This is a genomic window from Nonomuraea sp. NPDC051941, from assembly GCF_044593615.1.
Window position 1 is genome coordinate 20,820 of the sequence record NZ_JBIUCF010000061.1, and the last position, 20,660, is coordinate 41,479.

At 70.5% G+C, this 20,660-nt stretch carries 20 protein-coding genes; 6 read left to right on the plus strand and 14 right to left on the minus strand.

The window, feature by feature from the left end; translation table 11 throughout:
• Positions 1-104: 104 nt before the first annotated feature.
• The 13 genes from ACIHFD_RS58255 to ACIHFD_RS58315 form a co-directional block, all read right to left on the minus strand.
• Entirely contained in the window at positions 105-1,589 is a 1,485-nt protein-coding gene (locus tag ACIHFD_RS58255; protein WP_397374265.1) for an NADH-quinone oxidoreductase subunit C, read from the minus strand.
• On the minus strand, positions 1,586-3,094 hold the full coding sequence (locus tag ACIHFD_RS58260) for a proton-conducting transporter membrane subunit (protein ID WP_397374266.1): 1,509 nt from the start codon (positions 3,092-3,094) through the stop codon (positions 1,586-1,588). Before ACIHFD_RS58260 ends, ACIHFD_RS58255 begins: the two co-directional genes overlap by 4 nt.
• A complete protein-coding gene (locus tag ACIHFD_RS58265; protein ID WP_397374267.1) occupies positions 3,094-3,753 on the minus strand; it encodes a hypothetical protein in 660 nt (219 codons plus the stop codon). Before ACIHFD_RS58265 ends, ACIHFD_RS58260 begins: the two co-directional genes overlap by 1 nt.
• Positions 3,754-3,763: 10 nt before the next feature.
• Complete coding sequence (locus tag ACIHFD_RS58270) at positions 3,764-4,705, minus strand: respiratory chain complex I subunit 1 family protein (protein WP_397374268.1); 942 nt, start codon at positions 4,703-4,705, stop codon at positions 3,764-3,766.
• Positions 4,702-6,699 (minus strand): proton-conducting transporter membrane subunit, encoded by a 1,998-nt coding sequence (locus ACIHFD_RS58275; RefSeq protein ID WP_397374269.1) that lies wholly within the window; start codon positions 6,697-6,699, stop codon positions 4,702-4,704. The genes ACIHFD_RS58270 and ACIHFD_RS58275 overlap by 4 nt, the downstream gene beginning before the upstream one ends.
• Complete coding sequence (locus tag ACIHFD_RS58280) at positions 6,696-7,175, minus strand: NADH-quinone oxidoreductase subunit B family protein (RefSeq protein ID WP_397374270.1); 480 nt, start codon at positions 7,173-7,175, stop codon at positions 6,696-6,698. The genes ACIHFD_RS58275 and ACIHFD_RS58280 overlap by 4 nt, the downstream gene beginning before the upstream one ends.
• A 186-nt stretch (positions 7,176-7,361) precedes the next feature.
• Positions 7,362-7,703: a metalloregulator ArsR/SmtB family transcription factor gene (locus ACIHFD_RS58285; RefSeq protein ID WP_363965171.1), complete on the minus strand. Its 342-nt coding sequence runs from the start codon at positions 7,701-7,703 to the stop codon at positions 7,362-7,364.
• Positions 7,703-8,413 carry a hypothetical protein gene (locus ACIHFD_RS58290; RefSeq protein WP_397374271.1) on the minus strand — a complete coding sequence of 237 codons (711 nt, stop codon included), beginning with the start codon at positions 8,411-8,413 and terminating at the stop codon, positions 7,703-7,705. Before ACIHFD_RS58290 ends, ACIHFD_RS58285 begins: the two co-directional genes overlap by 1 nt.
• Before the next feature lie 71 nt (positions 8,414-8,484).
• Positions 8,485-9,177, minus strand: coding sequence for a CBS domain-containing protein (locus ACIHFD_RS58295; protein WP_397374272.1), 693 nt, complete (start codon positions 9,175-9,177; stop codon positions 8,485-8,487).
• Between the two features lie 6 nt (positions 9,178-9,183).
• A complete protein-coding gene (locus ACIHFD_RS58300) occupies positions 9,184-9,309 on the minus strand; it encodes a hypothetical protein (RefSeq protein WP_397374273.1) in 126 nt (41 codons plus the stop codon).
• 87 nt (positions 9,310-9,396) lie between these two features.
• A complete protein-coding gene (locus ACIHFD_RS58305) occupies positions 9,397-9,558 on the minus strand; it encodes an acetate--CoA ligase family protein (protein ID WP_397374274.1) in 162 nt (53 codons plus the stop codon).
• Between the two features lie 368 nt (positions 9,559-9,926).
• Positions 9,927-11,144, minus strand: coding sequence for an acetate/propionate family kinase (locus ACIHFD_RS58310; RefSeq protein WP_397374275.1), 1,218 nt, complete (start codon positions 11,142-11,144; stop codon positions 9,927-9,929).
• The gene (locus ACIHFD_RS58315) at positions 11,120-13,432 is read right to left on the minus strand and encodes a phosphoketolase (RefSeq protein WP_397374276.1); all 2,313 of its coding nucleotides are present in this window, start codon (positions 13,430-13,432) and stop codon (positions 11,120-11,122) included. The genes ACIHFD_RS58310 and ACIHFD_RS58315 overlap by 25 nt, the downstream gene beginning before the upstream one ends.
• Before the next feature lie 203 nt (positions 13,433-13,635).
• Here ACIHFD_RS58315 and ACIHFD_RS58320 point away from each other — a divergent pair, with 203 nt between their 5' ends.
• The 3 genes from ACIHFD_RS58320 to ACIHFD_RS58330 all read left to right on the plus strand — a co-directional run bounded on the left by ACIHFD_RS58320 (position 13,636) and on the right by ACIHFD_RS58330 (position 16,732).
• Positions 13,636-13,842 (plus strand): hypothetical protein, encoded by a 207-nt coding sequence (locus ACIHFD_RS58320; RefSeq protein ID WP_397374277.1) that lies wholly within the window; start codon positions 13,636-13,638, stop codon positions 13,840-13,842.
• A complete protein-coding gene (locus ACIHFD_RS58325; RefSeq protein ID WP_397374278.1) occupies positions 13,835-15,250 on the plus strand; it encodes a nitronate monooxygenase in 1,416 nt (471 codons plus the stop codon). Before ACIHFD_RS58320 ends, ACIHFD_RS58325 begins: the two co-directional genes overlap by 8 nt.
• A 267-nt stretch (positions 15,251-15,517) precedes the next feature.
• Positions 15,518-16,732: an MFS transporter gene (locus ACIHFD_RS58330; RefSeq protein ID WP_397374279.1), complete on the plus strand. Its 1,215-nt coding sequence runs from the start codon at positions 15,518-15,520 to the stop codon at positions 16,730-16,732.
• 155 nt (positions 16,733-16,887) lie between these two features.
• On the opposite strand, the gene ACIHFD_RS58335 is transcribed toward ACIHFD_RS58330, so the two are convergent.
• Entirely contained in the window at positions 16,888-17,106 is a 219-nt protein-coding gene (locus tag ACIHFD_RS58335; protein ID WP_397374280.1) for a hypothetical protein, read from the minus strand.
• A gap of 318 nt (positions 17,107-17,424) precedes the next feature.
• On the opposite strand from ACIHFD_RS58335, the gene ACIHFD_RS58340 reads away from it, so the two are divergent.
• The 3 genes from ACIHFD_RS58340 to cydB all read left to right on the plus strand — a co-directional run bounded on the left by ACIHFD_RS58340 (position 17,425) and on the right by cydB (position 20,640).
• Positions 17,425-18,093, plus strand: a complete 669-nt coding sequence (locus tag ACIHFD_RS58340; RefSeq protein ID WP_397374314.1) for a CBS domain-containing protein — start codon at positions 17,425-17,427, stop codon at positions 18,091-18,093.
• Between the two features lie 133 nt (positions 18,094-18,226).
• The gene (locus ACIHFD_RS58345) at positions 18,227-19,600 is read left to right on the plus strand and encodes a cytochrome ubiquinol oxidase subunit I (RefSeq protein WP_397374281.1); all 1,374 of its coding nucleotides are present in this window, start codon (positions 18,227-18,229) and stop codon (positions 19,598-19,600) included.
• 11 nt (positions 19,601-19,611) lie between these two features.
• Positions 19,612-20,640, plus strand: coding sequence for a cytochrome d ubiquinol oxidase subunit II (gene cydB, locus ACIHFD_RS58350; RefSeq protein ID WP_397374282.1), 1,029 nt, complete (start codon positions 19,612-19,614; stop codon positions 20,638-20,640).
• The last annotated feature ends 20 nt before the right edge of the window (positions 20,641-20,660 follow it).

Sequence of the window (20,660 nt, forward strand, 5' to 3'; positions counted from 1 at the left end):
GTGGCCGGCCACCCCCGCCAAGGCCGCTGTTTGCGGCAACCGAGGAAGAGCGCTGGATCTCCCGATAGGGAATCACGGGTTGATGCCGGTCCTGCGGGCGGCGATCAGAGGTCGTTGCCGGCGTAGGAGAGGTTGAAGCTCTTGTTGACGAGGGGAAAGTCCGGCACGATCGCGCCGGACAGGGCGACGGGCAGGGCAGGCCAGTTGAAGAAGGACGGATCGACGATCTTCACGCGGGCCAGGGTGCCGTCGGCGGCCAATTGGACGCGGTGGGCGATGGTTCCGCGCCAACCTTCGACGATGCCGACGCCGTAGGAGACTCCGTCGGCGAGCGGGCCGCTCGTCTCGCAGGGGAACGTCCCTTCGGCCAGGCGGGTGATCAGGTCGATGGCGGCGGCGATCTCGTCGGCGCGGATCTGGAAGCGGGCCAGCACGTCCCCGCCGGCACGGGTTGCGGTGGGGACGGCGCAGAGGTCGGTGAAGGGGTGATCGCGGCGGGCGTCGAGGTCGACGCCGCTGGCCCGGGCGACGTAACCGAGGGTGCCGAGGTCGCGGGCAGCCTGTTCGGACAGGACGGCGGTGCCGGTGAAACGGTCAGCCACGACGCTGTGTCCGAGGGCGAGCTCGACGATCTCGGCGACGTCGGCGCCGATGGCCGCGAGCTGGCCGGGGTCGGGCAGGGCGCGCAGCCGGGCGCCGCCGAGGGTGATGCCGCCGCGTAGCAAGCGGTGCCCGGTGACCTCGTCGTTGATGCGCAGCAGTTGTTCGCGGATGCGTCCGGCGTGGGCGTGCAGGATGGCGTGGGCGACGTCGTTGCACAGGGCGCCCAGATCGGTGACGTGGTTGTAGAGGCGTTCCAGCTCCAGCAGCACGGCCCGGCCGTGCTGGGCCTGCGGCGGCACGTGGGTGCCGGTGGCCTCCTCGACGGCCAGGCAGTAGGCCAGGGTGTGGCCCACCGTGGTGTCGCCGCTGACGCGTTCGGCCAGGGCCAGGGCATCGGCGGGGCTACGGTGTTCGAAGAGTTTCTCGAGGCCTTTGTGCACGAACCACAGTCGGGCCTTGAGCTTGAGGATGGTCTCGCCGACCACGGAGAAGCGGAAATGCCCCGGTTCGATGAGCCCGGCGTGCACGGGGCCGACCGGGATCTCATACACGCCGGGTCCCTCGACGGTGACGAAGGGGTAGGGGCCTTCGGGGTCGCCGAAGGCGGGCGGGGGCCCGGCGTCGGCGCGCATCGGGTACCAGCCGCGCGGCCAGTGGTGGTGGCGCACCAGCCGACGCGGAAGCGGATGATCGACGGGCGTGATGCCGTACAGATCGTGCATCTCGCGTTCGAAGCGGCCGGCGGGGAAGGACAGGGCAGCGAGGCTGGGGACCGCGGGGTCGTTCAGGGGCAGGTGCAGGCGCAGTTCGGTGCGCCGGTCGGGGTTCGGCGCGACGAACAGGTAGACGACGCCGAAGCCGTGCGCCTGCTGCTGGGCCGACACCAGGGCGAGCCGATGATCGTCGGCGAGCAGCTTGGCGGCGGCCGGGGCCAGTTCGGCGGCGGTGATGTCGGCGATGGTGCGGTGCGGCGTCGGGCCGGTCATGGGGTCGCTCCGGCGATGGTGGCGGCGCCGTGGAGCAGGTCGCCCAGCGGGCCTGTGGTGATGCCCAGGAGCGCGCAGGCGACCAGCGCCGCGATCACCGTGACGGTGGCGGTCCTGTGCAGGGCTATGGCTGGTGCGGTGGGCTGCATGGTGGCGGGCGGTGTGACGGGCGGTAGGGCGGGGTCGGGCGTGCCGAGGAGCATGCGGCGCCCGTGTCGGCCGATGGCGGCGACGATCACCAGCATGAGCAGCAGTGCCAGGGCGATCGCCCAGCCGAGCCCTGCGGCGAACCCGGCCCGGACGATGCCGAGTTCGCTGGCGAACAGGCTGAACGGTGGCATGCCCAGCAGAGCCAGCAAACCGAGCCCGAAGGCGCCGGCGAGCAGCGGCGATCGTTGGGCGAGGCCGCGGGCGGCGTCGATGCGGCTGCTTCCGAGGGTTTGGTGGAGGTGGCCGGAGGACAGGAACAGCGCCGACTTGCCGAGCCCGTGGCCGAGGATGTGCAGCAGGACGGCGGCCAGCGCCAGCCGGGTGCCGATCGCGGCCCCGAGGGCGAGCAGTCCCATGTGCTCGATGCTGGAGTAGGCCAGCAGCCGCTTGTAATCTCGCTGGGCGAGCAGCAGCAGCGCGGCGACAGCCAGCGAGGCGAGGGCGGCGGCGACCAGCAGGACGCGCATGGTCGCAGGGCCGAGCGCCACGTCGGCGATGACCTTGACGCGCAGGATGGCGTAGAAGGCCACGGACAGCAGCACGCCGGACATCAGCGCCGACACCGGCGCCGGGGCCTGGCTGTGCGCGTCGGGCAGCCAGGCGTGCATCGGCGCCAGCCCGGCCTTGGCGCCGAAGCCCAGCACGAGCAGCACGGCGGCGATACGCATCACGCCCGGGTCGAGGCCGGCGGCGTGGTGGGCCAGGGCCGCGCCGTCCAGCGCGTCGGACGGGGCAAGGCCGGCGTGCAGGGCGGCGTAGTGCACGATGACCAGGCCCAGGAAGGCCAGTACGATGCCCGCGGAGCAGATGACGACGTACTTCCAGGCGGCTTCGGTGGCCTGCTTGCTGGGGTGGAAGCCGACCAGGAAGGCGGTCAGGATGGTGGTCGCCTCGATGGCCACCCACATGACCCCGAGGTTGGAGGCCAGGACCGCGAGCGCCATCGCGGCGATGAAGGATTGGGTGAGTACGCCGAACCGGCGGGCGGCCCGGGCTTGCGTGTGTCCCGTGGCCGGTTCGGCGGCCAGGTAGGCAGGGCTGGCCAGCATCGCCAGCATCGCCAGCAGCGCCACGGCGCCGATGACGACCAGCATGAAGGAACTGAGCGCGTCCACGCGCAGCAGCCCCCACACCGTCACGGCCTGCGCCGTCCCCGACAGAAGGATGGCGGAGGCGAGCAGGGCGCCGGCGGCCAGGGCGCCGAGCCAGGCGGTGGCCTTGTTCCAGCCGAGGACGGCGTAGCCGCACGCCGCCAGCAGGGGCGCGAGGACCGGCGCCAGCACTGCGAATGTCATCAGTCGTGCAGCTCCCTGAGTTCGTCGAGGTCGGTGCCGCCGAACGCGGCCCGCATCCGGGTGGTGAGGACCTGCAGCACCAGGACGACCAGCAGCACGTCCAGCGAGACGCCCAGTTCGACCACCAGGGGGACGCCGCTGGTGGTCAGGAAGGCGGTGGCGGTGACCGCGTTGTCGATCAGCAGGAAGCCCACCACCTGCGACAACGCCCGCCGTCGGGTGACCAGGACGAAGAAGCCGACCAGCAGCACGGTCAGCGCGACGGGCACGGCCTGGGTGGCGGGGCTGGGCGCCAGCCGTATGAGTGGCTGGGAGACCGCGTAGGCGAGCATCGCCAGCACGGAGGCGACCAGGAGTGAGGTGGTCACGTTGACCAGCGGCCGGCTCTCGCGCGCGTCGCCGCCGCCGGACAGGGCGCGCCGCATGAGGTGGGGCAGCAGCCCGGCGCGCAACGCTCCGACCCCCACGCCCACCGCGACCAGTTCGATCTCGCCCTGGTGCAGGCCGAGCACGACGATCAGGGCCGCCAGGGCGAGTCCTTGCAGGGCGAACAGCCCCACGATGGCCGACAGGGCGCTGCGCCACAGCACCAGCACCCCGGTCAGTAGGAACGCGCCGCACGCCAGGTCCAGCAGCAGCACGTACACCGCATCACTCATACCGGCCCTCTCATGCCAGGAAGAAGGACGCGGCCACGGCCAGCAGCGCCATCAGGAACGATCCGGCCAGCAGCTCCGGCACCCGGAACAGGCGCAGCTTGGCCATGAACACCTCGCCGGCCGCCAGCAACGCGCCCAGCACCGCGACCTTGACGGCCAAGGCCAGGCACGCCACCAGCAGGGCGATCAGCCCGATCGGCCCCGCGTCGGCTGTGGCGATCCCCCAGGGTGCGAACAGGCTGGCCAGCAGCCCGAGCAGCACCGACAGGCGGGCCGCCGACGCCCACTCGATCAGCGCGAGGTCGGGGCCGGCGTACTCCAGCACCATCGCCTCATGGATCATGGTCAGTTCCAGGTGGGTGGCGGGGTTGTCCACGGGGATGCGGCCTGTCTCGGCGATGGTGACGATCGCCAGAGCCGCGGCGGCCAGCAGGCTCACCGGCGACAGCACCGCCCACGGGTTCTCGGCGACCGAGGTGACGATCGCGGCCAGGTTCGTCGAGCCCGCCCGTACCGACAGCGCGAAGACCGACACCAAGATGGTCGGCTCGACCAGGGCCAGGATGGTCACTTCGCGGCTGGCGCCCATGCCGCCGAACGCCGTCCCCGTGTCCAGGCCGCCCAGGATGAGCGCCACCGACCCGAGCGCGAGCAGCGCGACCACGGCGAACAGGTCGGAGACGCCGTCCAGCGGCGAGTCCGTGGCCACCAGCGGCACCGCCGCGGCCGTCACCAGCGCGGTCGCGGCCAGCAGCAGCGGCGCCAGACGGAACGCCCAGCCGGTGCCATCGCCGGTGATGGGCTGCTTGCGGGCCAGCTTGCGCAGATCCCGCCACGGCTGCAACACCCCGGCACCAGCCCGGCCCTCCAGCCGGGCGCGGATCTGCCGCATCATGCCGGCCAGCAGCGGCGCGCCCGCCACGACGAGGATCACCTGAATCAGCGCGGTCACCGGATCACCGCCAGCACGATCAGGGCGCCGATCAGCGCGTAGAAGCCGTAGGCCAGATACCGGTGCACGCTGCCGTTGGCCAGTTTGCGCGCCGAACCGCCCAGCGCCTCCATCGCCGCCAGGACCGGTTGGTAGAGGCGGTGTTCGACGCGGTCGGGGATCCGCGCCTGGAACCGCACCCGCGCCACCAGATAGGCCGACTCCTTCGCCGGGGTGACATGCACATCCCTTTCCGGGGCGAGCACGTTGTCGAAGACCCGCTGCAGCGGCTCGGCGAACGAGGTGGCGGTGTATTCCATCCGGGCCGTCATCGGGCCGGCACCGCAGTCCCACAACCTGGCCATGCGCCGCGCCCGCCGGCCGGCCACCAGCCGCAGCGCCGTCGGCACCAGGGCGACGGCGGCCACCAGCGCGATCGTGATCAGCGCCGGGGAGATCGTCCCCACCACCCCGTTCAGATGCAGGGCCACCTGGCCGGACACCGCGGGCTGCCCCGGCAGGACGACGGTCACGGCCGCCGACAGGGCGGGCAGCACCACGGCCGGGGCGAGCGCCAGCACGGCGCAGCAGGCGGCGGTGACGCCCATGCCGGCCAGCATCGTGGCCGGGCTCTCCGCCGAACGCTCGGCCCCCGGGCTGCGGGGCCGGGCCAGGAAGCCGATGCCGAAGGCCTTGACGAACGTGGCCACCGCCAGCCCCGCCGACAACGCGATCACCGCCACGGCCAGCGGCATCGTCACCGCCCCGGCCACCCCGGAGGCAGGCAGCGCGTGGATGAGGCTCTGCAGCAGCAGCCACTCGCTGACGAAGGCGTTACCGGGAGGCAGCGCCGAGGCGCACAGCGCGCCGATCGCGAACAGCACGGAGGTGGCGGGCATGCGGGCCCGCAACCCGCCGAGCGCGTCCAGATCCCGCACGCCGGTAGCCCGCAGCACTGAACCCGCCGCCAGGAACAGCAACGTCTTGAAGCCCGCATGATTGACCACGTGCAACAGCGCCGCCGTCAACGCCAACCCCGCCAGGACCGGTATTCCCGAGCGGGCGAAGAACCCGGCGGCGCCCACCCCGACCAGGACCAAGCCCATGTTCTCGGTCGTGGAGTAGCCCAGCAGCCGTTTCAGGTCGGAGGAGACGGCGGCCTGCAAGATGCCATACAGGGCCGACAACGCGCCCGCGCCCAGCGTCACCAGCCACCACCACGTCGCTCCGCCGCCCAGCAGGTCCAGGGCGACCCGGACGATGCCGTACACCCCCATGTTCACCATGGCCGCGCTCATCAGCGCCGAGACATGACTCGGCGCCTCCGGATGCGCCCGGGGCAGCCACACGTGCACGGGTACGATGCCCGCCTTGGAGGCGAACCCGATCAGCGTCGCCAGGAACACCGTGTTCCGTGCCGCCGCAGGCAGCTCCGCAGCCCGCAACTGCTCGAAGGTTTCGCCGCCGGCGTGAGCGGCGAACAAGGCCAGGCCGGCCAGGATCGCGGCGAACCCCAGGTGGGTCATCACCGCATACCACATGCCGGCCCGCCCCACCTGCGGCCGGTGGGCGTGCTCGGCGAGCACCAGCAGCAGCGAGGTCAGCGCCATCAGTTCCCAGGCCAGCAGCAGCGTGCTCACGCTCGCCGCCGCCGGGACCAGCAGCATCGAACCGACGAACAACGGCAGCACGCCGTGCACGATGCGGCCGTGCTCGCGGGCATATCCGATGGCGTACAGGGACGCGCACACCGCCACGCCGCCCGTCACCGCGACGAACAGCCCGCCCAGCCCGTCCAGCGACAACCGAACCCCGGCCAGCGGCAGCAGCTCCGGCAGCCAGACGCTCCACCGCCCGCCCAGGGCGGCCGCCACACCGGCAGCCACGCCGAATCCGCCGGCACCCGCCGTCCCCAGCCCCGTGACCAGCGCGCGGGCCCGATCCGGCACGAGCAGGGCAGCCACCGCCGTCACCACGCACAGGCCCACCGCCCCGGCCAGCAAGGTACCCGTCATCTACCGGTCAGATCGCGCAGCGCCGCGACGATCTCCTCCGGACGCGGCGGGCAGCCCGGCACCTCCACGTCGACCGGGACCACGTCGCCGACGGCCCCCGCCACGCCGTACGCGCCCGCGAACACCCCGCAGTTGCGCGCGCAGTCGCCCAACGCGACCACCAGCCGCGGCTCGGGCACAGCCTCGAACGTCCGGCGCAGTGCCACCTCCATGTTGCGCGTCACCGGACCGGTGACCACCAGCGCGTCGGCGTGTCGGGGCGAGGCCACCAACCGTGCCCCGTACCGTTCGGCGTCATAGACCGGGCCGAACGCCGAGGCGATCTCCACCTCACAGCCGTTGCACGAGCCCGCGTCCACGTGCCGGAGCTGCACCGACCCGACCAGCTCGCCGACCTTGACGGCCGAGCTCGACTTCGGCGGCGCCGGCTCGGCCACCCGGCCCGTTTTCTTGATCTTCCGCCACAACCTCGCCACGATGACTCCCTGGACTCCCTGCCTGGTGCTCCAACGTTGGGTACATGCCGCAGGGATCATCCAGGCCGGGGTCGTCCGGCGTCGGCGTCGCGCAGTTCGGCGAGGAGCTCACCTCGTCCAGCGATCGCGCGGCGGGCGGGAGAACCTGACGCGTGGCCGAGCGGGCCCCCTCGGCCCTGGTGATTGTCAGCCACGCCCGGTATCGGCCTGCAGCAGCTCGCTCAGCAACGCGTGCTGACCCGACAGTTTGGCGCTCAGCAGCTGGCGGGCCGCGCGTAGCAGCTCGGCCACGTCCCCGCCGGACAGCGCGTACACCACGGTCGAGCCCTCTCGGCGAGCGGTCACCAGCTCTGACCGGCGCAACACGGCCAGATGCTGCGACAGCCCGGTCGGCTCCACCTCGATCTCTGCCAGCAGCTCCCGCACCGGTTTCGGCCCGTCCTGCAACAGCTCCAGCACCCGGATCCGCACCGGGTGGCCCAACAGCCGGAACAGCTCCGCCTTGGCCTCATACAGTGGTACCGACATCAGCGCTGCGGCCCCTGCTCCCGCTCACCCGGCAGGCTTTCCTCCGCGACGGGCCCCATGCCTGTCGCGAGATCCTCCGCCAGGCCGACCCCGTGAGTGCGGGCAACGCGCGCGATGTGCTCCCACTCCGCCTCTGCCACAAGAGTCTCGTTCGGATCCTGCTCGCGATGGGCAGCGCGCAACGCCACCCGGGCCAGCCGGGCTCGCTCTCGGACCGCTTCGGCAAACGCCCCGCTCACGTGACCACCTCCACACTGTCGTCGGCATACACCCCTCATATTCTTAGTAATTGCGTATTTTCGCAACTCCGTCTTTGGATACTTAGCGTAGCAGAGCATTACCGTTTGTGAAGGCATTGCAGTGACCGTGCCGGGAAAGGGATGGGACACGATGACGACGCCATGGCTGTCACACGGCATCTGCCCGGTATCGCCGTGATCGTCATTGACGGGAACGTCGACGCCACCAACTGTGAACAGCTGCGCGACTACATCAAGCAGGTCCGCCGAGGGCGCATCGGCGGGCGGGACCAATGTCCTCTGGTACCGCGACGAGGCAGGCGAGATGCGCCGGCGCCTGCGGCGGCGCTCGACCCGCGCGTACGGTGCAAGGCACTTGACGGGCGACGCGCCGTCGCCGGCCTTCCGGTCGGCGCGGTGGATCACGATGTGACTCTGGCGGATCACGCCGTCGTGGACGGTCGGACCCACGACGGCGTGATCCGCGCTCGCGCAGGACGCCGATCAGCAGCTTCAGCGAGTAGAGGACGGCCAGTTCTATGTCAGGCGCCGCCCCACACCGGGTAGTTGACGATGTCGTCGTTCTTCCAGCTGAGCTTGTCGTGCACGGCTACGACGCCGTCGTTGTTCTCGGTCAGGCGGACGGCTTTGACGGCCTGGCTGTGCTCGACGAGAGTTCCGGACAGGGTCACCACGGCGTCGGCCACGGTGACCTCCACGCCGAGGGTGTCGCTGTGGAGGGTTTCCCGAACTTGGGTGGCGATGTCGGCGTCGTCGCGGAGGAAGATCTTGATCAGGTCGCGGCGGCTGACGATGCCGACGAGCCTGCCGCCGGTGTCGACCACGGGCAGGCGCTTGACGCCGTACTTGTCCATCTGCCGAGCGGCGAGCACGACGGAGGCGTCGGGGGTGGTGGTGTGAGCGGGGGCGGTCATCAGCTCGCCGGCGGTCTCGCCGAGGGCCTTGTAGAAGCCGCTGCCCTCGCTGCCGACGGTGTGGCGCAGCCGCGCGCGCAGCGGCGGCCGGAAACCCTCGCGGTAGAACTCCTCGCGGAACTCCTCCTTACGGAGCAGGTCGGCCTCGGAGACCATGCCGATCACGTGCTCGTCGTCGTCCAGCACCGGGACGGCGCTGATGCCGCCGGTGATGAGCGCCTGGGCGATGTCCTTGAACGGGGTGGCGGTGGTGACGGAGATGACCTTGGTCGTCATCACGTCTTCGACGGTCATGCGCATCGCCGGTCAGCTCTTTTCCGGCTTCTGCACGAGGATGCGGGTGCCGGCCGGCTTGCGCTCGGCGAGCGGGACTTGGAGCAGGTCGAGGATCTCCGGGAAGAGTCCTCGCTCCCGGTGCACGATGGCGTTCATGCCTTCCTCCTTGTTGTGTCACTTCCATCGCATCTCGCGAATGGCCGGAGCTTTAGGGGCGGAGGTCCCGAACGGGACGGCCGTTGGTCAGCGCGTTCCGCCGCAGCGCTGGACGATCGCGCCGGTCATCTCCGTGCCTATGCGCGCTGACATGTCGTGATATGCCTGCCGTACCTCATCGGGGGTCTGAAGGTTGAGCCGGACCCCGCCGACCTCGCTCTTGCGCACGGGACCTGTGGCCTTGAGCACGGCGGGCGGCCCACGCGGGAGGCCGCCGCGGCGGCGACCTCAGGGCTGTCCACGTCGACAAACTCCACCGGCGTCACGCCGTAGCAGCCGAGCAGCCGGGCCGTGTCGGTGGGGGCGGCCATCGCCTGCGGTCCGCCCGAGTTGCCCACGAGGGCCACCCGGCGATCGGCCGGCAGCGGCTGGGCGGCCGGCAGTCGTTCAGCGGGGCCGATCAGCAGATGGTGGAGTCATTCGCGGGTCAGGCGGCGGTCGCGCTGGAGCTGGGCCGAGGCGCGGCGTGATGCCGAGCGGCCGGAGGCGGGCAGTTGGGGTTCATGCCACTGGGCGGCACCGCCGAACGGGACGCTCCTGAGGAGGGCGGCACCCGGCTACGCCGGCACGTCCCCTTGGACTGGAGGATGGCCGGTCGGCGGGATCGCAATCGGGGAAACGAGTGCGTGGGCCTGGCGGGCGATCTCCCATTCCTCGTTGGTGGGGATGACCAGCACGGGCACTTCGGCACCCGCGGGGGAGACGGGCCGCTCGCCGGCCGTGTCGGCCTGGTTGAGTGCCTGGTCCACGGCGATGCCGAGCCGTTCGAGCCCGGTCAGGGATTCGGCCCGGGTGGCGGGGTCGTGTTCGCCCACGCCGCCGGTGAACACGATCGCGTCCACCCGTCCGAGCAGCGCGTAGTAAGCGCCGACGTATTTGCGGATGCGGCGGGTGTAGATGTCCAGGGCCAAACGGGCGGCGTCGTCGTCGCGGGCGCGTACTTCGCGCATGTCTCCGGTGCCGGCCAGGGCGAGCAGGCCGCTGTGGTGGGTGAGCGCGTGCTCGACCTGCTGGGCGTCCAGCCCGTTCACGCGGGCGAGGTAACCGGTGAGGGCCGGGTCGACATCGCCGGAGCGGGTGCCCATGACCAGCCCCTCCAGGGGTGTCATGCCCATGGAGGTGTCGATGCTGCGCCCGCCGGAGACGGCGGTGGCGCTGGCGCCGTTGCCCAGGTGCAGCACGATCAGATTGAGGTCGGCCAGGTCGCGGCGGAGGAAGGTGGCGGCGCGGCGGGAGACGTACGCGCAAGAGGTGCCGTGGAAGCCGAAGCGCCGCACGCCCCACTCCCGAGGCACGGCGTAGGTGTAGGCCTCGGGCGCCAGGGTGCGGTGGAAGGCGGTGTCGAACACGGCCACCTGCGGCACCTCGGGGAACGCCTTGCGCGCGACCCGGATGCCGGTGAGATTGACCGGGTTGTGAAGGGGAGCGAGCGGGGCCAGTTCCTCGATGGCCGCGACCACGTCGTCGTCGATCAGCACGGCCTCGGTGAAGCGGGTGCCGCCATGGACGATGCGGTGCCCGACCGCGACGGGCTCCAGTTCGGGCCCCGCCGCGGCGAACGCATCCATCATCGCGTCCAGCCCCTCGCCATGCCTGGGGAAGGGCCGCTCCCGCACGTACGGCGGCCTGTCCCCGGTCCGGTGGATGAGCCGCCCGGTCTCCTCGCCGATGCGTTCGACCAGGCCGCCGGCCGGACGTTCGTGGGTCTCGACGTCCACCAGTTCGTACTTGATCGACGAGGATCCGGTGTTCAGGACGAGAATGTGGCCGGCCATGTCCACGAGCCTGTTTCCACGGGGTCCTCGCCGTGCTCGCGGGTGTACGCGCGGGCTTGGAGACGGGCGTCGATCATCCGCTGGCGCAGGTGCGCGGCGGTGGTGCCGAGGCCGGGGACGCGGTCGATGACGTCCATGACGAGGTGGTAGCGGTCGATGTCGTTGAGCATGGCCATGTCGAACGGCGTGGTGGTGGTGCCTTCTTCCTTGTAGCCGCGCACATGGAGGTTGCGGTGGCCGTGACGGCGATAGGTGAGGCGGTGGATCAGCCACGGGTAGCCGTGGAAGTTGAAGATGATCGGCTTGTCGGTGGTGAAGAGGGTGTCGAACTCGGCGTCCGGCATGCCGTGCGGGTGCTCCGACGGGGGCTGCAGCCGCATGAGGTCCACGACGTTGACGACCCGTACTTTCAGGGACGGCAGGTGCTCGCGCAGGATGGCAGCGGCGGCGAGGGTCTCCAGGGTGGGGACGTCGCCGGCGCAGGCCAGCACGACGTCCGGTTCGGTGCCGGAGTCGGTGGAGGCCCAGGGCAGGATGCCCAGCCCGCGGGTGCAGTGCGCGATGGCCTCGTCCATGGTGAACAGGTCGAGCACCGGTTGCTTGCCGGCGACGATCACGTTGATGTAGTCGCGGGAGCGTAGGCAGTGGTCGCCGACGGAGAGCAGGGTGTTGGCGTCCGGCGGCAGGTAGACGCGGACGACTTCGGCCTTCTTGTTGACGACGAGGTCGAGGAAGCCGGGGTCCTGGTGGCTGAAGCCGTTGTGGTCCTGCCGCCACACGTGTGAGGACAGCAGGTAGTTGAGCGAGGCGACGGGCCGCCGCCACGGGATCCGCTTGGAGGCCTGCAGCCATTTGGCGTGCTGGTTGAACATGGCGTCGATGATGTGGATGAATGCCTCGTAGCAGTTGAACAGGCCGTGCCTGCCGGTCAGCAGGTAGCCTTCCAGCCAGCCCTGGCACAGGTGCTCGCTCAAGACCTCCATCACCCGGCCGCCGGCGGCCAGATGCTCGTCAGTGGGCTCGATGGCGGCGTTCCACGCGCGGTCGGTGATGTCGAAGACGGCTTGCAGCCTGTTGGAGGCGGTCTCGTCGGGGCCCATCAGCCGGAAGTTGTGCGGGTTGGCGGCGATCACGTCGCGGAGGAATTGGCCGAGCACTCGGGTGGGTTCGCTGGTCTGCTGCGCGGGTGATTTGACCTCCACGGCGTAGTCGCGGAAGTCCGGCTGTCGCAGCGGCTTCAGCAGCTCGCCGCCGTTGGCGTGCGGGCTGGCGCTCATCCGCAGCGGCCCTTCGGGCACCGTCTGCAGCAGCGCGGGCAGCGGCCTGCCGTCGGCGTCGAACAGCTCTTCCGGCCGGTAGGAGCGCATCCACGCCTCCAGCATGGCCAGGTGTTCGGGGTTGTCGCGGACGCCGGACAGCGGCACCTGGTGGGCTCGCCAGGTGCCCTCCACCGGCAGCCCGTCGACCTCGCGCGGCCCGGTCCAGCCCTTCGGCGTCCGCAGGATGATCATGGGGAGGTGGTCCGCGCGGCCGTCCTTGTAGGCGGCGATCTGGTCGAACACCTCATCCAGGGTCCGCGCCATCTCCTCGTGGTCTGGGCCGACGAGGTGCGGGCGGTAGCCGTACCCCTCCATGAGCTTGACCAGCTCTTCCTCGGGGATGCGGGCGAGCACGGTGGGGTTGGCGATCTTGTAGCCGTTCAGGTGCAGGATGGGCAGCACCACCCCGTCACGGTAGGGGTCGAGCAGCTTGTTGGAGTGCCAGCTCGCGGCAAGCGGGCCCGTCTCGGCCTCGCCGTCGCCGACGACGCAGGCGACCACGAGGCGCGGGTTGTCGAAGGCCGCACCGAAGGCGTGCGCGAGTGAATAGCCGAGCTCGCCGCCCTCGTGGATGGAGCCGGGCGTCTCGGGCGCGACATGGCTGGGGATGCCGCCCGGGAAGGAGAACTGGCGGAACAGCCGCCGCATACCGGCGGCGTCCTGCGAGATGTCTGGATATTTCTCGCTGTAGGTGCCTTCCAGCCACGCGTGGGCGACCGCCGCCGGGCCGCCATGGCCGGGGCCGGCGATGTAGATCATGTCCTGGCCGCGTTCGGCGATGATCCGGTTGAGGTGGGCGAAGCAGAAGTTCAGCCCCGGCGTGGTGCCCCAATGGCCGAGTAGGCGCGGCTTCACGTGCTCGGGCCGCAGCGGCTCGGTCAGCAGCGGGTTGTCGAGGAGGTAAATCTGGCCCACGGATAAATAGTTCGCGGCACGCCAGTACGCATCGATCTTCTGCATGGGTGTCATGGGTCCGAATATCTCGGATCTGTCGGGACCGGCCTAGGGACCTTGGTCCCGACCTCGCCGGGCAGCATGGTTCCGGATTCCCCACGCAGCCGGCGACGGTCCATCGGACGCGCTCTGAAGGACTTTGGTCCCTGCTGTGAACACGGCGCAACGCGGGATCTTGGGTCCATGTCCGTTCTTACCCCTGCGCTGGGAATGCCCCTATGACCGGAACCGGCGCTGCGCTCTACGCCGTCCCGCAGCCCGAGGACGGGAAGAAGCCCTTCGCCACGCGAGCCGCCGCGGCGCACTCAGTGCACAACACCCAACCGTGGCGACTCCGCCGTGTCGACGACGCGACCATGGACCTGTACGCCGACCTCGACCGGCTGCCGGCCGTCAGGCGCACGCGGGAGGCCCGGCGTGGCTGAGCCGGTGCGGCCCGTCCTGATCCAGGGCGGGATGGGCGTGGGCGTGTCCGGCTGGCGGCTGGCCCGGGCGGTCGCCGCGACCGGGCAATTGGGTGTGGTGTCGGGCACGGCGCTGGACGTCACTCTGGCCAGAAGACTGCAGCGCGGCGACCCGGGCGGCCACCTGCGCCGCGCGCTGGCCTGCTTTCCTGTGCCCGAGATCGCCGAGCGGGTGCTCGGCCGCTATTTCGTGCCCGGCGGCACCGGCCGAAAGGTGCCGTACCGGCCCGTGCCCCGACTTGGGCTGCGGGAGAACCGCGCCCGGGACGAATTGGCCGTGGTGGCCAACTTCGCCGAGGTCTTTCTCGCCAAGGAGGGCCACGACGGGCCCGTCGGGGTGAACTACCTGGAGAAGATCCAGCTCGCCACCCCGGCCGCCGTTTACGGGGCGATGCTGGCCGGCGCCGACTACGTGCTGGTTGGCGCCGGCATCCCTGCGGAGATCCCGCGGCTGCTCGACGGCCTGGCCGAGCACCGTCCCGCGCGGATCTCGGTGGCTGTGGCGGGTGGCGACGGACACACGATCGGGATCGATCCGGTACGGCTGCTCGGCCACCACCTGACGCCGCTGCCGCGGCCCAGATTGCTGGCGGTCGTGTCGTCGCACGTGCTGGCCGCCTACCTGGCCCGCTCCCCGGTGACCAGGCCGGAGGGATTCGTGATCGAGACCCCGGCGGCGGGCGGGCACAGTGCGCCGCCGCGTGGCCGGATGACGCTCGACCCGGCGGGGGAGCCGGTGTACGGGCCGCGCGACGAGGTCGACCTGGGCAAGGTCGCCGCGCTCGGGCTGCCGTTCTGGCTGGCGGGCGGATACGGCACGCCCGGTGGGCTCGAGCGGGCCTGGAAGGCAGGCGCGGAGGGGGTCCAGGTGGGGTCGGCCTTCGCGTTGTGCCGGGAGTCCGGCCTCGACCCCGGCCTGCGCAGGCGCCTGCGCGAGCAGGCAGCGAGCGGCGCCCTTCAGGTACGCAACGACCCGCGTGCCTCGCCCACCGGGTTCCCGTTCAAGGTCGCCGCCGTGGCGGGGACGCTGTCGGAGCAGGAGGTGTACGAGGCGCGCCCGCGGCTGTGCGACCTGGGCTACCTGCGCACGCCGTACCAGAAGGCGGACGGCTCGATCGGCTACCGCTGCCCGGCCGAGCCAGTGGATACCTACGTGCGTAAGGGGCGCCCTGCGGAGGAGGCGGCCGACCGGCGCTGCCTGTGCAACGGCCTGCTCGCTTCCATCGGCCTTGGGCAGCACCGCGCCGACGGATACGACGAGCCCCCACTGCTCACGCTCGGCCAGGACGCGGCCTTCCTCGACGACCTCCCGGACGACCACTCGGCCGCCGATGTGGTCGCCCACATCCTGCTGGGAGCGCGGGTATGACCGAGCGCCCGGAGGCCGGCGGGCAACGATCAGGGACTCGCGGGTGCGCCGTCCGCCCGTCGATGTGAACGCCGGACACGGCTTCGTGCCGATGGACGCGGGCAACGTAAGCGATCGGCCGCTGGCCGAGCCGCGTCCGTCACATCCGCACTCCGTAAGTCCCCGAAGGTCGGGACCTTGGTCCATAGGCCGGCACAGGACCTGTCAGCTGGGATCGGACCAGGACACTTTCGGCCACCCATGAATTCACGATCGTGTGAGGACGACATGGCGAACGCACCGACCGGCCGCAGGCCCGCTTTGATGCTCGGCCTGGCGACCGTGGGCTTCGCGGTGAACTTCTGGGCGTGGGCGCTGCTCAGCCCGTTAGGCCCGCGTTTCAAGGAGCTGCTCGGGTTGTCGGCCGGGCAGCAGGCGCTGCTGGTCGCCGTACCCGTGATCGTCGGCTCGCTCGGCCGCATCCCGGTCGGCGCTTTGACCGACCGCTTCGGCGGACGGGTGATGTTCCCCCTCATCTCCGCCGCCGCCATTGTGCCCGTCCTGTTCATCGGCGTGGCTGGGCAGACCTCCCTGCCGGCGCTGCTGATCGGCGGGTTCTTCCTCGGCATCGGCGGGACCGTCTTCGCCGTCGGCGTGCCGTTCGTCAACGCCTGGTTCCCGCCGCGGCGGCGCGGCCTGGCGGTGGGCATCTTCGGGGCCGGGATGGGAGGCACCGCGATCAGCGCGCTGACCACCGTCCCCCTGGTGAGAACCGGCGGCGCGGCCACCCCTTTCCTGATCACCGCCACGGTTCTCGCCGCCTATGCCGTCGTCGCCTGGCTGGTGCTGCGGGACGCCCCCGGCCGCGCCGTTGTGGCCCAGCCTCTGATGGCACGCATGGCGGCCACGGTGAAGTTGCCGATCACTTGGCAGGCGTGCGTGTTGTACGCGGTCGCCTTCGGCGGCTATGTCGCCTTCTCCGTCTACCTGCCCGCCTACCTGCAGACCGGCTACGGGCTCGAACAGGCCGACGCCGCCAACCGCATGGCCGGGTTCGTGGCGCTGGCCGTCCTGGCCCGGCCAGTCGGCGGCTGGCTGTCGGACCGCATCGGCCCCATTCCTGTGCTGACCGGGGTATTCGTCCTCATCGCCGTCATGGCAGGGGTGCAGGCGCTCACACCGGGACTGGTGCCGCTCGGCACGGTCGCCTTCCTCTCCATGGCCGCCGCGCTCGGCGCGGGCAGCGGCGCCACCTTCGCTCTCGTCGCCCAGGTCGCACCTTCGGACAAGGTCGGCACCGTGACCGGCCTGGTCGGCGCCGCCGGCGGCCTCGGCGGCTTCGTACCGCCGCTGGTGATGGGCTTCATCTACGGACGGTTCGGTTCCTACGGCCTCGGCCTGGGTCTGCTGGCCGTCACCGCCGCGCTCACCCTGGCTCTGACGGTGACCGTGATCCGCTCGGTGGCTGGTCATCGCAAGGCTCAGCAAGCCAACGCCCGCTGACCTCATTCGCGCGACATCTGGTGGGTGGGGTGGCGGTGGCATTGGTCGCCGGGGCCACCGCGCCGTACGGCTCGATGCGCACGATTCAGTGCCCAGGTCGCCAAGAGCTGGCGGGGCGAACCGCGCAAGTGCGGCTGAGGGCCGTTATGAGCGGATCAGTCCACGGGACGGCGCTCGTCGAAGACGCGTCGGACGTGGAAGCCGGTCATGGGAGTCGCGAAGCCGGCGACCTGTGCCTGCGGGGCGAACGGGCGGCGGGTCTGGGGATGGGCTTTCACAAGTGTGACTCGCCGCCCGTCAGGGTGCAGGCCCGTCATGGACGCCACCGACCACCTGCCAGGCAGGCGGCCGATCAGGTGGCGCTCATCGGACATGACCGAACAGTAGATCCGAAGCCGGACCTGCTGTCACGGCCGCAGGTCACCTCCCGGGAGGGACTTTGGACCTGTCTTCCGAGGCTGTTCGGCCCTCGCGGAAGCCCTGCAGGGGACTGCTCGGTCGTGATGTGGTCCCGGGCGGCGAATCTCCTGGGACAGACGGCCGATCAGCGGGGTCCTGCCGCGGAAAGGCGCCCTGACCAAAGCGTTGGCATGGGGGACTTCCGGCCCTACAGGTCGCCTTCGGCGCGATGGTGCCATGGACGTTCAGAGGAAGGGAAGCATCCGATGGTGCGGATCAGCGTGAGAGACGTGATGACCACGCATGTGGCCTCGGTGAAACCCGACACGCCGTTCAAGGACGTCGCCGAGCTGCTCGTGCGGCGTGGGGTCAGTGCCGTACCCGTGCTGGAGGACGACGGGCGGGTCGCCGGCGTGGTGTCGGAGGCGGATCTGCTGCGTAAGGAGGAGTTCCGGGAGCAGTACTTCGGGGAGGACTATCGGCCCCGGCTGCGTGCCCGGTTGCGCCGCAGGCTGGCCGGGCGCGGTGAGCACGGTCAGGAGAAGGCCGACGCCGCCACGGCGGCCGAGCTGATGTCGGCGCCGGCGATGACGGTCGCGCCGGACGTGTCCACCGTGACCGCCGCCCAGCTCATGGAAGAGCACGACGTCAAGCGCTTGGTCGTGGTGGACGCGGAGGGGCGGCTGATGGGCGTCGTGAGCAGGCGAGACCTGCTCAAGGCATACGTACGGGACGACGCGGAGCTCAAGAGCTGGGTCGAGGAGGCCATCCCCGAGCAGGCTCGGTGGAACGACCACACCGGGATCGTGGTGCAGGTGCAGGACGGCATCGTGACGCTGTCCGGCTGTACCTCGACGCGCACCGAGGCGGCGGCGGCCGTGCACATGGCCAAAGGGCTCGGCGGTGTCGTCGGCGTTCGCGAGAGCCTCGTCTGGGAACGGGACGACCGGCTCCGATCGTGAGGAGCCCCTTCGGCCCGGACCGTCAGGACGGGAGCCCGCGAACCGGTGCAGGACGTGCGGTGGGACCAAGGTCCCTCCCGGGCAGAGCCGCTCGGCCCTACGCGGCGGAACGGCCGTCCTCCAATCTGGCCGCATGGATGTGCTCGATCTCTCCCGCTGGCAGTTCGGTATCACGACCGTGTACCACTTCCTGTTCGTGCCGCTCACGATCGGGCTGTCGATCATCGTGGCCGGGTTGCAGACGGCCTGGTATCGGACGAAGAAGCCGGAGTATCTGCGGCTGACCCGGTTCTGGGGGCGGCTGTTCCTCATCAACTTCGCCATGGGCGTGGTGACGGGGATCGTGCAGGAGTTCCAGTTCGGGATGAACTGGAGTGACTACTCACGCTTCGTCGGCGACGTGTTCGGCGCGCCGCTGGCCATGGAAGGGCTGATGGCGTTCTTCCTGGAGTCCACGTTCCTCGGACTGTGGATCTTCGGCTGGGACAGACTATCGCCGAAGCTTCATCTGGTCACGATCTGGCTCGCGGCGATCGGGACTAATATTTCAGCCTATTTCATCCTCGCGGCGAACTCGTGGATGCAGCACCCGGTCGGCTACCGAATCAACAACGGCCGGGCCGAGCTGACCGACATCTGGGCCGTGCTCACCAACTCCACCACGCTCGTCACCTTTCCCCACGTCATCTTCGGCGCGTTCCTGACGGCCGCCGCGTTCGTGCTCGGCATCAGCGCCTGGTTTCTGCTCCGCAAGAGGGACATCGATCTCTTCCGCACCTCCGCCCGGCTGGCCCTGGTGGTCAGCCTCGTCTCCGCAATCGGGGTGTCGTTCTCCGGTCACTGGCAGGCGCAGATCATGACCGAGCAGCAGCCGATGAAGATGGCCGCCGCCGAGGCCCTGTGGGAGGACGAGAGCTCGGCGGGCTTCTCGCTGTTCGCCGTAGGTGATGTCGGGCACGGTCGCAACCACATCAACCTGCAGATCCCGTACGGACTGAGCCTGCTGTCCACCAACACCCTGCACGGCAAGGTCGAGGGCATCAACGACATCCAGGCCCGCTACCAGGCGGTCTATGGCCCGGGCGACTACCGGCCGGTCGTCGGGCTGACGTACTGGTCGTTCCGGCTGATGATCGGCTTCGGCGCGCTGGCGGCCCTGCTCGCGCTGGCCGGACTCTGGCTGACCCGGCGCGGCCGGCTGCCTGCGGGCCGCTGGGCCTACCGCCTGGCCATCGCCGGGATCGGCCTGCCGTTCCTGGCCAACTCCATGGGCTGGATCTTCACTGAGATGGGCCGCCAACCGTGGACCGTCTTCGGTCTGATGCGGACCGCCGCGGCGGTCTCTCCGGGTGCCGACGTCGTCTCGGTCGCCATCACGCTGGCCGGCTTCACCCTCGTCTATGCCGTGCTGGCCATCATCGAGGTGCGGCTTCTGCTGAAGTTCATCCGGATCGGGCCGCACGAGCAGGCCGAGTCCGAAGCCGCCCTGCCCGCCCTGAGCTACTGAGGGATTGCGCCATGGAACTGACCACTGTCTGGTTCGTACTGATCGCGGTGCTGTGGACCGGTTACTTCGTGCTGGAGGGCTTCGACTTCGGGGTCGGCATCCTGCTGCCGGTCCTGGGCCGAGACGAGGCGGAGCGGCGCATCATCGTCAAGACGATCGGCCCGGTGTGGGACGGCAACGAGGTGTGGCTGCTGGTGGCGGGCGGGGCCACGTTCGCCGCGTTCCCCGAGTGGTACGCAACCCTGTTCAGCGGCTTCTACCTGCCGCTGTTCCTCATCCTGCTGGCCCTGATCGCGCGCGGGGTGGCACTGGAGTACCGCAGCAAATCCGACAGCACGCGCGGCTGGGACCGGACCTTCTTCTGGGGCTCGCTCGGCCCGGCCTTCCTGTGGGGCGTTGCCTTCGCCAACATCGTGCGCGGCGTTCCCCTGGACGCCGACCACGAGTACACCGGCACCCTGCTCACCCTGCTCAACCCTTTCGCGCTGTTCGGAGGGCTGGCCACACTGTTGCTCTTCACCCTGCACGGCGCGATCTTCCTGGCTCTGCGCACCACGGGCGAGCTGCGCCGAGGCGCGACGCGTACGGCCAAGAGCCTGAGCCCGGTGACGATTCTGGTGGTGATGGCGTTCCTGCTGGCCGCGGGCGGTGGCGGCAGGCCGGTCTGGTGGACCGCTGTCACGCTGGTCGCGCTCGGCCTGATCGGCGCCCTGGCCGCGACGTTGCGCGGCCGCGACGGGTGGGCCTTCACCGCCAGCGCGCTCGCCGTGGTCGCGGTCGTGGCCGCGCTGTTCACCGGTCTGTGGCCGAACGTGCTGCCGGCCCTGGACCCGGCCAACAGCCTCACCGTGACCAACGCCGCCTCCACGCCGTACACGCTGACGGTGATGACCTGGGTCGCTGTCATCTTCACCCCTGTGGTGCTGGCCTACCAGGCCTGGACCTACTGGGTCTTCCGCCGCCGCCTGACCGGACCGTCCGACGCGTCCGTTGGTCCGCCGGACGTGGGACCTTCGCCCTCGCCATCCACGCGGCGCTGAAGGCCGCCGCCTGGGCCCCG